Source organism: Kitasatospora sp. NPDC086801 (genome assembly GCF_044745805.1).
In the GTDB taxonomy this organism is placed as follows: domain Bacteria; phylum Actinomycetota; class Actinomycetes; order Streptomycetales; family Streptomycetaceae; genus Kitasatospora.
On record NZ_JBIVAX010000003.1, the window covers coordinates 176,509 to 190,197 of the forward strand.

Below are 13,689 nucleotides of genomic sequence, written 5' to 3' on the forward strand. Positions count from 1 at the left end.
GTAAGCCCCCGTTCAGCCGCTTCCGATCTGCGCAATCCGGGAAAGAGGAAGTGAACGGGGTCCGGGACACCCCGTCCAGGGAGGGTGCGGCCATGGCGTCAGGGCAGGAGCTGGAAGCCGGAGTGCGGCCGCCCGGCGGGGACACCGCCGAGCCACCGTGGCCCGGCAGCTGGCAGCCGCTCGGCGCGCGCTTCCGGACCGACCAACAGGGCCGCCAGGGAACCAACTTCGCGCTCTGGGCGGCCGGCGCCGAGGCGGTCGACCTCTGCCTGTTCGACGAGGACGGCCGGGAGGCCCGGCACCGCCTCACCGAGCAGGACTTCCAGACCTGGCACGGCTTCCTGCCCGGCGTCCGCCCCGGCACCCGGTACGGCTTCCGCGTGCACGGCCGGTGGGACCCGTGGACCGGCGCCCGCTGGAACCCGGCGAAGCTGCTGCTCGACCCGTACGCCCGCGCCGTGGACGGCTGTTACACCAGCCACGACGCGGTCTGCGCCGCCGTCCGCAACTGGCCGGAGGCGGACGTCGCCGACACCGTCCGGGACAACCGCGACTCGGCCCGCTATGTGCCCAGATCCGTGGTCGTCCACGATGACGACGACTGGTACGACGACCACCGCCCGAAGACCCCGTGGGCCGAGACGGTGCTCTACGAACTGCACGTGCGCGGCTTCACCATGCGCCACCCCGGCATCCCGCCGGAGCTCCGCGGCACCTACGCGGGCCTGGCCCACCCGGCCGCCATCGCGCACCTGACCCGCCTCGGCGTGACCGCCGTCGAGCTGCTGCCGGTGCACCAGTACGCCAGCGAGGACCACCTCCAGGCGCGCGGCCTGGTCAACTACTGGGGCTACAACACGATCGGCTACTTCGCCCCGCACGCCGGCTACTCGGCGGCCGGTTCGCGCGGCGGCCAGGTCGGCGAGTTCAAGCGGATGGTCCGCGCCCTGCACGCCGCCGGGATCGAGGTGATCCTCGACGTGGTGTTCAACCACACCGCCGAGGGCGCCGAACTCGGCCCGATGCTCTCGCTGCGCGGCATCGACAACACCGCCTACTACCGCCCGGCCCCGCACCGCCCGCGCGGCTACGCGGACTTCACCGGCTGCGGCAACACCCTGGACACCCGCCGCCCGCAGGTGGTCCGGCTGGTCACCGACTCGCTGCGGTACTGGGTCACCGAGATGGGCGTGGACGGCTTCCGCTTCGACCTCGCCGCCGCCCTCGCCCGCGGCACCGACGGGGTGGACATGGACCACCCCTTCCTCGCCGCCGTCTCCCAGGATCCGCTGCTCAGCCGGGTGAAGCTGATCGCCGAGCCCTGGGACGTCGGCCCGGGCGGCTACCAGGTCGGCGGCTTCCCGCCGCTGTGGGCCGAGTGGAACGACAAGTACCGGGACACCGTGCGGGACTTCTGGCGCGGCGCCCGCCCGGACGTGCGCGAGCTGGGCTACCGGCTGTCCGGCTCCTCCGACCTCTACCAGCGCGGCGGCCGCCGCCCGTACGCCTCCGTCAACTACGTGACCGCGCACGACGGTTTCACGCTGCGCGACCTGGTCAGCTACGACCGCAAGCACAACGAGGCCAACGGCGAGGCCAACCGGGACGGCACCGACGACAACCGGTCCTGGAACCACGGCGTCGAGGGCGAGACCACGGACCCGGAGGTGAACGCCCTGCGGCTGCGCCAACTGCGCAACCTGATGGCCACGCTGCTGCTCTCCACCGGCGTCCCGATGATCACCGCCGGGGACGAGCTGGGCCGCACGCAGGGCGGCAACAACAACGCCTACTGCCAGGACAACGAGCTCGGCTGGCTGGACTGGTCACTCCTGGCGGAGCCCCGCTGGCAGGGGCTGTACGAGCTGACCGCCCGGCTGATCCGGCTGCGCCGGGCCCACCCGGTGCTGCGGCAGCGGGCGTTCTTCTCCGGCCGGGCCGCCGCCCCGGGCGGCCAGCCGGACCTCGCCTGGTTCACCCCGCTGGGCAAGGAGATGACCGAGGCCGACTGGTTCGCGCCGACCGCCTGCCTGGGCATGCTGCTGTCCGGCACCGCGATGTCCGAGCGGGACGAGGCCGGGCGGCCGACGCGGGACGACAGCTTCCTGCTGCTGCTCAACACCGGCCACGAACCGGTGCCGTTCACCCTCCCCGGCGAGCCCTGGGCCGCGCCGGAGGAGGCGTACGAGACGGTGGTCGACACCGCCGTCGAGGGCGGCGGCGAGTCCTGTCCGCAGGGCGTGACGGTACTGGCCGGGCGCTCGCTGCGGCTGCTGCGCGCGCCCGCCCCGCAGCCCTAGCCCGCTCCGGGACGCCGACCCGGCACGGGCCCCACGGCGCCCGGGCCCCCCGCGCCCCGCTCGCCCCGCCCCGCCGTTCACCCCCGCCCCGCCGTTCACCCGCACCCCGCCCGGACGGGTGGCCGGTTCTCGCCGAAGGGTTCTGTCAGGGGTGAAAAACCTGATGAGAAATGACGCGACCTCGTCCTACCCTCACGACGATGGCCGAGAACCGACAACACGACGACACCGCGACCGGGCACCGCTCCACGGTCCGCTCCCTGCTGCGCCTGTGGCCCTACGCCCGCGCCGTCCGCCGCCGATTGGCCACCTCGGTGGCCGCCGCCCTGGTCGCCATGCTGAGCGTCCTCGGCGTCCCGCTGGTCCTCGGCCGGATCGTCGACGGCCCGCTCGCCGAGCACGACCTGAGCGGACTCTGGCCGCTGGTGGGCCTGCTGCTGGTCCTCGGGCTGGTCGAGGCCGCACTGTTCTACACCCGCCGGGTGGTCCTGGCCCGCCCGCTGGCCGGGCTGGAGACGGCCATGCGCGGCGACCTCTTCGCCAAGCTCCAGCGGCTGCCGATCTCCTTCCACGAGCGCTGGGGCTCCGGCCAGTTGCTCTCCCGGGCGACCGCCGACATGTACACCATGCGGCTGTTTCTGGCCTTCCCCCTGGTCTTCCTGATCGTCAACTCGGCGATGTTCCTGGCCGGCACGGCGGTGATGTTCACCCAGGACTGGCGGCTCGCCCTGATCATCCTGCTGCCCGCCGTCCCGCTGTTCGTGCTCACCCGGCGGTTCGAGGCCGGCTACTCCGGCGCCTCCCGCCGCGCCCAGGACCAGAACGGCGACCTCGCCACCGTCATCGAGGAGTCCGTCCTCGGCATCCGCATCCTCAAGGCCTTCGGCCGCCACCGCTCGATGGCCGAGCGCTTCCGCGCCCAGGCCCACGACCTGCGCCGCACCGAACTGCGCAAGGCCGGGCTGCTCGCCAACCTCTGGGCGGTCATCGTCGGCCTGCCCGAGATCGCCCTCGGCTGCGCCCTCGCCGTCGGCGCCTACCTGGTCGCCCACGACGAGCTGAGCGCCGGCACCCTGGTCGCCTTCCTCTCCACCGCGCTGGCGCTGCGCTGGCCGGTCGAGTCCCTGGGCTGGCTGCTCGCCTACGCCAACGAGGCCGCCACCGCCACCGACCGCTTCTTCGAGGTGCTGGACGAGCCCGAGACCGCCGACCCGGGCACCGCCGACGGCCTCGGCCCCACCCCCGACGGCATCCGCTTCACCGGTGTCCGCTTCCGCTACCCCGACGCCCCCGACCACACCCCCGACCTGCTGGCCGGCATCGACCTGCACATCCGCAGCGGCGAGACGATGGCCCTGGTCGGCGCCACCGGCAGCGGCAAGACCACGCTCACCGCGCTGCTCCCCCGCCTGTACGAGGCCACCGCCGGCACCATCACCCTGGACGGCCGGGACATCCGCGACCTCCCCCGGGAGCGGCTGCGCGAGCTGGTCGCGGTCGCCTTCGAGGAGCCCACCCTGTTCTCCGCCACCGTCCGGGAGAACGTCCTGATGGGCGCCCCGGGCGCGAACGACCAGCAGCTGCGCGCCGCCCTGGCCACCGCCCAGGCCTCCTTCGTGGAGAAGCTCCCGGACGGCGTGGACACCGAGGTCGGCGAGCAGGGCCTGAGCCTGTCCGGCGGCCAGCGCCAGCGCCTCGCCCTGGCCCGTGCGGTGGTCGGCGACCCGGCCTTCCTGGTGCTGGACGACCCGCTCTCCGCCCTCGACGTGCACACCGAGGCCCTGGTCGAACGGGCGCTGCGCCAGGTCCTCGGCGCCACCACCGCCCTGGTGGTCGCCCACCGCCCGAGCACCGTGCTGCTCGCCGACCGGGTCGCGGTGCTCTCCGACGGCCGGATCGAGGCCGTCGGCACCCACCAGGACCTGCTGCGCGACTGCGCGCACTACCGCGAACTGATGTCGGGCGAGTCCGCCCCGATGCCCGAGGCCGCCTTGGTCTCCGAGGGGAGCACCACCCGATGACCACCACCATCTCGCCCGTCGGCCCCGCCGAACGGGAGACCGCCCAGCCGGCCGAGGACCAACTGCCGCCGCCCCCGGCCGACGAGGAGGACATCCCCGTCCCGCCCGGCGCGCCCCGGGCGCTGCTGCGCTCGCTGCTCGGCCCGCACCGGGCCCGGATCGCCGTCGCGATGCTGGTGATCCTGGTCCAGCAGGCCGCCCTGCAGTCCGGCCCGCTGCTGGTCGCCATCGCGATGGACCGCGGCATCCCGGCGCTGCGCGAGAGCGACAGCGGCCCGCTGGTCGCGGTGGTCTCCGCCTACCTGGCCTGCGCGCTGCTCAGCCTGCTGCTGCAGTGGGCGTTCATCAAGATCAGCGCCCGGGTCAACCAGGACATCCTGCTGGAGCTGCGCGGCCGGATCTTCCGGCACGCCCAGCGGCTGAGCCTGGACTTCCACGAGCGCTACACCTCGGGCCGGATCATCTCCCGCGCCACCAGCGACGTGGACGCGCTGCGCGAACTGCTCTCCGAGGGCCTCCAGGAACTGCTGACCGTCCTCCTGTCGGTCTGCTACATCTCGGTGCTGCTGCTGGTGCTGGACTGGCGGCTCGGCCTGGTCTCACTGGCGTCGATCCTGCCGCTGGCGCTGATCGCCCGTTCCTTCCGCAGCCGCTCGCGCCGGGTCTACCGCCGCTCCCGCACCTCGGCCGCCTCGCTGATCGTCCGCTTCACCGAGACCATGAACGGCATCCGCCCGGTGCAGGCCTTCCGCCGCGAGAAGGCCAACGACGACGCCTTCGCCGTGGTCAACCGGCAGTCCGCCACCGCGACGGCGGACGGCCTGCTGGAGATCGCCCGCTACGTCGGCCTCTCCCGCGTCACCGCCAACCTGTGGACCACCGGCGTGGTGCTGCTCGGCGCCTACCTGGTCGCCGACGGCACGGTCGAACTGGGCGTGCTCACCGCCTTCGTGCTCTACCTGCGCCGGCTCTACGACCCGATCGACCAGCTGGCGATGTTCCTGAACAGCTACCAGTCGGCCGCCGCCGCGCTGGAGAAGATCGCCGGCCTGCTGGCCCACGAGCCGACCGTCGCCGAACCGGCCGCGCCCGCCGAACTGCCGCAGGCCGTCGGCAAGGGGCGCGAGGTCCGCTTCGAGGGGACCCGCTTCGCCTACCGCACCGGAAAGCAGGTGCTGCCGCCGTTCGACCTGGTGATCCCGGCCGGGCAGACGGTGGCGGTGGTCGGCGCGACCGGCGCCGGGAAGTCGACGGTCGCCAAGCTGCTGGCCCGCTTCTACGACCCGACCGACGGCCGGATCCGGCTGGACGGCGTGGACCTGCGCGACCTCGCCACCCCCGAGCTGCGGCGCGGCGTGGTGATGGTGACCCAGGAGTCCTTCCTGTTCTCCGGCACCGTCGCCGAGAACATCGCGATCGGCCGCCCCGGCGCCGGCCGCGAGGAGGTCGAGCAGGCCGCCCGGGACATCGGCGCCCACGGGTTCATCGCCGCGCTCCCGGACGGCTTCGACACCGACGTGCGCAAGCGCGGCGGCCGGATCTCCGCCGGGCAGCGCCAGCTGGTCGCCTTCGCCCGCGCCCTGCTCGCCGACCCGGCGGTGCTGATCCTCGACGAGGCGACCAGTTCGCTGGACGTCCCCGGCGAGCAGGCCGTCCAGCGGGCCATGCGCACGGTGCTGGCCGGCCGGACGGCGGTGATCATCGCGCACCGGCTCTCCACCGTGGAGATCGCCGACCGCGTCCTGGTGATGGACCAGGGCCGGATCGTCGAGGACGGCTCCCCGCAGGAACTGATCGACGGATCCGGCCGCTTCGCCGCCCTCCACCAGGCCTGGCGGGACAGCCTGGTCTAGGGCTCCCCGCGGCAGGGCCTCACCGCAGCACCCCCGCGTCCATCCCCGACGACTCGGCGGGCACGGCCACCAGCCCCAGCTCGGCCGGGGAGGCCAGCCGGGGGTGGGCCGGCAGCACCCGGACGGTGTAACCGAACGGGCCGGTCCGGCACAGCTCCAGCGAGCCCTCGTAGCGGGTCCGGCCGTCCAGGTCGGACCCGCCGACCGGCTTGAGGGCGAGCACGCACCCGTCCGAGATGCCGTCCGTCTCGTCCACCCGGCCGGACACCGCCTGCACCTCGACGTCGCCCGGCTCCAGCACCCCGAGCGCGACCTGCACCCGCAACGACAGCGAGCTGCCCAGCTCCTGCGCCTCGTCCGGACAGTCCGCCTCGACGTGCTCGACCCGCACGGCCGGCCAGGCCTCCCGGACCTTCGCCTTCCAGGCCGCCAGCTCCAGGGCGCCGGCGAATCGCCCGCTCGCCCCCGGACGCTCGAATCCGGTGTCGACGGTCGTCGCTCCGGCGCTCCCTTCGGCTCGGGGCGGGTGCTCGGCCCCCACCAGCTCCCGCTGGGCCAGCGCCGCCGGGGTGTACAGCCGTTCGACGTACTCGCGGACCATCCGCCCGGCCAGCACCTTGGGGCCGAGGGTGACCAGGGTGTGCCGGACCATGGCGATCCAGCGGTGCGGCAGCCCGTCCGCGCCCCGGTCGTAGAACCGCCCGGCGACCTGCTCCTCGATCAGGTCGTACAGCGCGGCGGCCTCGATGTCGTCGCGGCGCTCGGCCTCGCTGCTGTCCGGGTCGAGCACGCCGCCGGTCTCGTCGGCGGTGGGGATCGCCCAGCCGTTCTGACCGTCGTACCACTCGTCCCACCAGCCGTCCAGGACGGACAGGTTGAGGCAGCCGTTGAGCGCGGCCTTCATCCCGGAGGTGCCGCAGGCCTCCAGCGGGCGCAGCGGGTTGTTCAGCCAGACGTCGCAGCCCGGGTAGAGGTGCCGGGCCATCGCCATGTCGTAGTCCGGCAGGAAGACGATCCGGTGCCGGACGGCCGGGTCGTCGGCGAAGGCGACCATCTGCTGGATCAGCCGCTTGCCGCCGTCGTCGGCCGGGTGGGCCTTGCCGGCGACCACGATCTGCACCGGCCGGTCGGGGTGCAGCAGCAGGGCGCGCAGCCGGTCCGGGTCGCGCAGCATCAGGGTGAGCCGCTTGTACGAGGGCACCCGGCGGGCGAAACCGATGGTGAGCACGTCGGGGTCGAGCACCGAGGAGACCCAGCCGAGTTCGGCCTCGCCCGCGCCGCGCTGGCGCCAGGAGTCGCGCAGCCGGCGGCGGGCCTCGTCGACCAACTGGGCGCGCAGGCTGCGGCGCAGGTCCCAGATCTCGGTGTTGCCGATCCTCTCCAGACCGGTCCAGCGCTTGGCGTCGCCGGTGGTCATGGCGTCCTCGGCGCGGTCGGCGCCGATCTCGGCGGCACCGAGCCGCACGACCGCCGGGTCGATCCAGGTGGCGGCGTGGACGCCGTTGGTGACCGAGGTGATCGGCACCTCGGCGGCGTCGAAGCCGGGCCAGAGGCCGTTGAACATGGAACGGCTGACCTCGCCGTGCAGGGTGGAGACCCCGTTGGCGCGCTGGGCGAGCCGTAGGCCCATGGCGGCCATGTTGAAGAGCTTCGGGTCCCCGCCGGGCCAGGTCTCGGCGCCGAGCGCGAGCACCGGTTCGACCGGGACGCCGGGCAGGGCGGCGTCGCCGCTGAAGTGGCGGGCCACCAGCTCGCGGTCGAAGCGGTCGATGCCGGCCGGGACGGGCGTGTGGGTGGTGAACAGGGTGCCGGCCCGGACGGACTCCAGGGCGGCGGCGAAGTCCAGGCCGACGGTGCCGGGGTCGGGTGCGCCGGCGGCGACCAGCTCGCGGATCCGTTCGACGCCGAGGAAGCCCGCGTGGCCCTCGTTGGTGTGGAAGACCTCGGGGGCGGGGTGCCCGGTGAGCCGGCAGTAGACGCGGACGGCCCGGACGCCACCGATGCCGAGCAGCATCTCCTGGAGCAGCCGGTGCTCGCTGCCGCCGCCGTAGAGCCGGTCGGTGACGTCGCGCTCGGCGGGCGAGTTGGCCTCGATGTCGGAGTCGAGGAGCAGCAGCGGGACCCGCCCGACCTGGGCCTTCCAGATGTGCGCGGCCAGGGTGCGGCCGCCGGGCAGGGCGAGGTCGACCCGGCTGGGGGTGCCGTCGCCCTCACGGACCAGGCTGACCGCGAGTTCGTCCGGATCGAGCAGCGGGTAGCGCTCCTGCTGCCAGCCGTCCCGGTTGAGGGACTGCCGGAAGTAGCCGTGCCGGTAGAACAGGCCGACGCCGATGATCGGGACGCCGAGGTCGCTGGCGGCCTTGAGGTGGTCGCCGGCCAGGATGCCGAGCCCGCCGGAGTACTGGGGCAGCGCGGCGGCGATGCCGTACTCCGGGGAGAAGTAGGCGATGGCGGCGGGCGGCGGGGTGGCGGCGGCCTCCTGCTGGGCCTGGTACCAGCGCGGGCCGCTCAGGTACTCCCGCAGGTCTTCGGCGAGGTCGCCGAGTCTGCGCAGGAACCGCCGGTCGGCGGCGAGGGCGGCGAGCCGGGCGGCCGGGACCTCCCCGAGCAGCCGCACCGGGTCCTCGCCGGTCGCGGCCCAGACCTCCGGGTCCACGGACCGGAAGAGGTCCCTGGTCTCGGGGTGCCAGGACCAGCGCAGGTTGAGGGCCAGCTCGTGCAGCGGCTGGAGTTGTTCGGGCAGGACGGTGCGGACGGTGAATCTGCGGATTGCCTTCACGGCGTGAAGCGTAGCCTCGATGGTCGTCATGACAGTGCGTCAAGTGGGCTATTGGGCATCCGTTCGGCCTATTGATGAGATCGCATTCGGCGCATTGGGCTGCATGGGGGGCGCACGAGGCGCACATTTCCGGGGCCTGCGCTACCAATGTGTGAACACTGCGGAACAGGTCCATTTCCGATGGCTCATCCGCTCAGGACAAAGCCCGAAACTACTGTCGTACCGCTGCAAAAGTCTTGTCCCCGGTGCGAGGATGACTCAAGGTCGTTGATGCTGCGGGGAGTGCGGCGGCGGGTGGCGTCCGCCTTGAAGCAGCACGTCCGAATCCTTTTCGCGTTGATCGTTCCCCTTCTCCTTAGCCCATTCGGCGCTCACCTCGCACCGACGCGTGTCCTCGTGCTCGGCCTGCTCGTTCACGGGTCGACCGGGTCGCCCACGGGCGTGCCCCTGGAGGCGCGCGCCGGGACGCGCGCGGCTCCAGGGCCCCCGCCACGGGCTGGGCGGGCGCCGGGCAGGTTGCCGGGGACGGCGGCGCGGGCAGGCTTCCGGTCGCACGTCCTCCCCACCCAGCAGTCCTCCCGGTACTCCCCTGGCCCATCCCCGGCCAGCGGGAGCTGCCGCCGATCTCGGGCAGGAGTTTGACATGCACGGCGACACGCGGGACCAGTCCACACCGGTGGCCGACACCCTCGACGCAGCGGTCGCGGAATCGGCTGGCCGGATGGATTCTGACACTCGGACGGATCCGGCGATGCCGGCGCCGCGGGCCGCGGGGGCGGTCGGCACCGAACCGGCCGAAGCGGCTCGACAACCCGGGGCCGAGGAGGGCCGGACCGCGGCACCGCGCAGGCGCACCACCACCACGCGCCGCGCCGCCGCCACCGCGAAGGCCACCGCCGAAGCCGCCGGGACCACCGGGGCCGTCGGGAGCACCGGGGCCGTCGCCGAGGGCGCCGCCGGCACCGCGCCGCGCAAGGCCTCCGCCCGCAAGCCCGCCGCCCGCAAGACGACAGAGAGCGACACCGTGATCGGCCGCATCCCCGTCCTGGACGTCAGCCCCCTCGTCGACGCCGGCCGCCGCCCGGCCAAGGCCGTCGTCGGCGAGACCTTCCCGGTCACCGCGACCGTGTTCCGCGAGGGCCACGACGCCGTCAACGCCAACGTGGTGCTGCGCGACCCGCGCGGCCGCAGCGGCCCGTGGACGCCGATGCGCGAGCTGGCCGAGGGCACCGACCGCTGGGGCGCGCACGTCACCCCGACCGCGCCCGGCCGCTGGTCGTACCTGGTCGAGGCGTGGAGCGACCCGGTCGCCACCTGGCGCCGGACCGCCGCCGTGAAGCTGCCCGCCGGGATCGACACCGCGCTGGTCCTGGAGGAGGGCGCCCGGCTGCTGGAGCAGGCCGCGGGCGGCGTGCCGAAGAAGGAGGGCCGCGCGCACGTGCTGGCCGCCGCCGAGGCGCTGCGCGACCCGGGCCTGCCACCGCTGTCCCGGCTGGCCGCCGCGCTCGCCCCCGAGGTGCTGGACCTGCTGGCCCGGTACCCGCTGCGCGAACTGCTCAGCACCTCCCGTCCGCTGCCGCTCCAGGTGGACCGCGAGCGCGCGCTGTACGGCTCCTGGTACGAGTTCTTCCCCCGGTCGGAGGGCGCGGTGGTGGACCCCGGCGGCGTCGAGCCGCCGCGTTCGGGCACCCTGCGCACCGCCGCCGAACGGCTGCCGGCCGTCGCCGCGATGGGCTTCGACGTGGTCTACCTGCCGCCGGTGCACCCGATCGGGCGAGCCTTCCGCAAGGGCCCGGACAACGCCCTGACGGCCGGTCCGCACGACGTCGGCTCGCCCTGGGCGATCGGCTCCCCCGAGGGCGGCCACGACGCGGTCCACCCCGACCTCGGCACGATCGAGGACTTCGACCACTTCGTCGCCGAGGCCCAGGCCCTGCACCTGGAGGTGGCGCTGGACTTCGCCCTCCAGTGCTCCCCCGACCATCCGTGGGTGAACAAGCACCCGGAATGGTTCAGCCACCGCGCGGACGGCACCATCGCGTACGCCGAGAACCCGCCGAAGAAGTACCAGGACATCTATCCGATCAACTTCGACCAGGACATGGAGGGAATCGTCAAGGAAACCATCCGGATCCTCCGGTTCTGGATGTCCCACGGCGTTCGGATCTTCCGGGTCGACAACCCGCACACCAAACCGGTGGCGTTCTGGGAGAAGGTGCTCGCCGACATCGCCCGCACCGACCCGGACGTCGTGTTCCTGGCGGAGGCCTTCACCCGGCCCGCGATGATGCACACCCTGGGGAAGATCGGTTTCCACCAGTCGTACACGTACTTCACCTGGCGCACCACCAAACCGGAAATCACCGAGTACCTCACCGAACTCACCGGTGACGCCGCCGCCTACATGCGGCCCAACTTCTTCGCCAACACCCCGGACATCCTGCACGGCTACCTCCAGCACGGCGGCCGCGCCGCGTTCGCCGTCCGCGCCGTGCTCGCCGCCACCCTCGCCCCCAGCTACGGCGTCTACGCCGGCTTCGAGCTGTACGAGGACGAGCCGGCCCACCCCGGGTCCGAGGAGTACCTGCACTCGGAGAAGTACGAGCTGCGCCCGCGCGACTGGACCCGCACCGACTCCCTCGCGCCGCTGCTCACCGTGCTGAACCGGCTGCGCCGGCGCCACCCCGCCCTGCAGCAGCTGCGCAACCTGCGCTTCCACCCCACCGACAACGACCAGGTGCTCGCCTACTCCAAGACCGCGACCACCCCCGAGGGCCTCATCGACCAGGTCGTCACCGTGGTCAACCTCGACCCGCACCACGTCCAGGAGGCCACCGTCACGCTCGCCCTCCCGGGGCATGACGCCGGCGGCCCCTACGCGGTGCACGACGAGCTCACCGGCGCCGTCTACACCTGGGGCCGGCACAACTACGTCCGGCTCGATCCCTCAGCCGAGCCGGCTCACCTCCTCACCGTTCGGAGGAACCCAGCGTGACAGTGAACGAGCCCGTCCCCGACACCTTCCCGGAGACCTCGAAGAAGAACCTGGACCCGGAGTGGTTCAAGCGTGCGGTCTTCTACGAGGTGCTGGTGCGGTCCTTCCAGGACAGCAACGGCGACGGGGTCGGGGACCTGAAGGGGCTCACCGCCAAGCTCGACTACCTGCAGTGGCTCGGGGTCGACTGCCTCTGGCTCCCGCCGTTCTTCGCCTCGCCGCTGCGCGACGGCGGGTACGACGTGGCCGACTACAAGTCGGTGCTGCCGGAGTTCGGCGACCTCGCCGACTTCATGGAGTTCGTCGACGCCGCGCACGCCCGAGGCATGCGCGTGATCATCGACTTCGTCATGAACCACACCAGTGACCAGCACCCGTGGTTCCAGGCCTCCCGGACGGACCCGGACGGCCCGTACGGCGACTTCTACATGTGGGCCGACGACGACAAGCAGTACCCGGACGCCCGGATCATCTTCGTCGACACCGAGACCTCCAACTGGACCTACGACCCGGTCCGCAAGCAGTACTACTGGCACCGGTTCTTCTCCCACCAGCCGGACCTCAACTACGACAACCCCCGCGTCCAGCAGGAGATGATCGCCGGACTGCGGTTCTGGCTCGACCTCGGCATCGACGGCTTCCGGCTGGACGCGGTGCCGTACCTGTTCGCCCGCGAGGGCACCAACTGCGAGAACCTGCCGGAGACCCACGAGTTCCTCCAGCGGGTCCGCAAGGAGATCGACGCCGACTACCCCGACACCGTGCTGCTCGCCGAGGCCAACCAGTGGCCCGAGGACGTCGTCGACTACTTCGGCGACTTCACCGCAGGCGGCGACGAGTGCCACATGGCGTTCCACTTCCCGGTGATGCCCCGGATCTTCATGGCCGTGCGGCGGGAGTCCCGCTACCCGGTGTCGGAGATCCTCGCCAAGACCCCGCAGATCCCCGGCGGCTGCCAGTGGGGCATCTTCCTGCGCAACCACGACGAGCTGACCCTGGAGATGGTCACCGACGAGGAGCGCGACTACATGTACGCGGAGTACGCCAAGGACCCCCGGATGCGCGCCAACGTGGGCATCCGCCGCCGGCTCGCCCCGCTGCTGGAGAACGACCGCAACCAGATCGAGCTGTTCACCGCCCTGCTGTTCTCCCTGCCCGGCTCACCGGTGCTCTACTACGGGGACGAGATCGGCATGGGCGACAACATCTGGCTGGGCGACCGGGACGGCGTGCGCACGCCGATGCAGTGGACCCCGGACCGCAACGCGGGTTTCTCATCCGCCGACCCGGGCAGGCTCAGTCTGCCGCCCATCATGGACCCGGTGTACGGCTACCAGGTGACCAACGTCGAGGCGCAGCAGAGCAGTTCGAGTTCGCTGCTGCACTGGACGCGTCGCATGATCGAGATCCGCAAGCTCAATCCGGCGTTCGGCCTCGGCACGTACACCGAACTGCCCTCCAGCAACCCCGCCGTGCTGGCCTTCGTGCGTGAACACGAGGGGGACCTGGTCATGTGCGTGAACAACTTCTCACGGTTCGCGCAGCCGACCGAGCTGGACCTGCGGCAGTACGGCGGACGGTACCCGGTCGAGCTGATCGGCGGGGTGCGCTTCCCCTCGATCGGCGAGTGGCCCTACCTGCTCACGCTGGCCGGCCACGGCTTCTACTGGTTCCAGCTCCGGCAGCCACCGCGCCTGAGCGGGACCAGGCGCTCGAAGTAACGATCCGCCACACCCTGCCC

General features: G+C 72.6%; 6 protein-coding genes. 5 read left to right on the plus strand and 1 reads right to left on the minus strand.

Going from position 1 to position 13,689, the window contains the following annotated elements; genetic code table 11:
* The first annotated feature begins 92 nt into the window (after window positions 1-92).
* The 3 genes from glgX to ACIPLC_RS05990 all read left to right on the plus strand — a co-directional run bounded on the left by glgX (window position 93) and on the right by ACIPLC_RS05990 (window position 6,174).
* Window positions 93-2,300, plus strand: coding sequence for a glycogen debranching protein GlgX (glgX, locus tag ACIPLC_RS05980; RefSeq protein WP_400471477.1), 2,208 nt, complete (start codon window positions 93-95; stop codon window positions 2,298-2,300).
* A 200-nt stretch (window positions 2,301-2,500) separates the two neighbouring features.
* A complete protein-coding gene (locus tag ACIPLC_RS05985) occupies window positions 2,501-4,321 on the plus strand; it encodes an ABC transporter ATP-binding protein (RefSeq protein ID WP_400471479.1) in 1,821 nt (606 codons plus the stop codon).
* Complete coding sequence (locus tag ACIPLC_RS05990) at window positions 4,318-6,174, plus strand: ABC transporter ATP-binding protein (protein ID WP_400471481.1); 1,857 nt, start codon at window positions 4,318-4,320, stop codon at window positions 6,172-6,174. Before ACIPLC_RS05985 ends, ACIPLC_RS05990 begins: the two co-directional genes overlap by 4 nt.
* 19 nt (window positions 6,175-6,193) lie before the next feature.
* On the opposite strand, the gene glgP is transcribed toward ACIPLC_RS05990, so the two are convergent.
* Entirely contained in the window at window positions 6,194-8,953 is a 2,760-nt protein-coding gene (gene glgP, locus ACIPLC_RS05995; protein WP_400471482.1) for an alpha-glucan family phosphorylase, read from the minus strand.
* Between the two features lie 1,024 nt (window positions 8,954-9,977).
* On the opposite strand from glgP, the gene ACIPLC_RS06000 reads away from it, so the two are divergent.
* Together ACIPLC_RS06000 and treS are read left to right on the plus strand one after the other, a co-directional pair.
* The gene (locus tag ACIPLC_RS06000; RefSeq protein WP_400471785.1) at window positions 9,978-11,948 is read left to right on the plus strand and encodes an alpha-1,4-glucan--maltose-1-phosphate maltosyltransferase; all 1,971 of its coding nucleotides are present in this window, start codon (window positions 9,978-9,980) and stop codon (window positions 11,946-11,948) included.
* Window positions 11,945-13,669 (plus strand): maltose alpha-D-glucosyltransferase, encoded by a 1,725-nt coding sequence (treS, locus tag ACIPLC_RS06005; protein WP_400471484.1) that lies wholly within the window; start codon window positions 11,945-11,947, stop codon window positions 13,667-13,669. Before ACIPLC_RS06000 ends, treS begins: the two co-directional genes overlap by 4 nt.
* The last annotated feature ends 20 nt before the right edge of the window (window positions 13,670-13,689 follow it).

What these genes read in the sequence shown, in the direction of transcription:
- ACIPLC_RS05985 (WP_400471479.1), top strand. Translation starts at nt 2,501, where the DNA reads ATGGCCGAGAACCGACAACACGACGACACCGCGACCGGGCACCGCTCC.
- glgX (WP_400471477.1), top strand. Translation starts at nt 93, where the DNA reads ATGGCGTCAGGGCAGGAGCTGGAAGCCGGAGTGCGGCCGCCCGGCGGG.
- ACIPLC_RS05990 (WP_400471481.1), top strand. Translation starts at nt 4,318, where the DNA reads ATGACCACCACCATCTCGCCCGTCGGCCCCGCCGAACGGGAGACCGCC.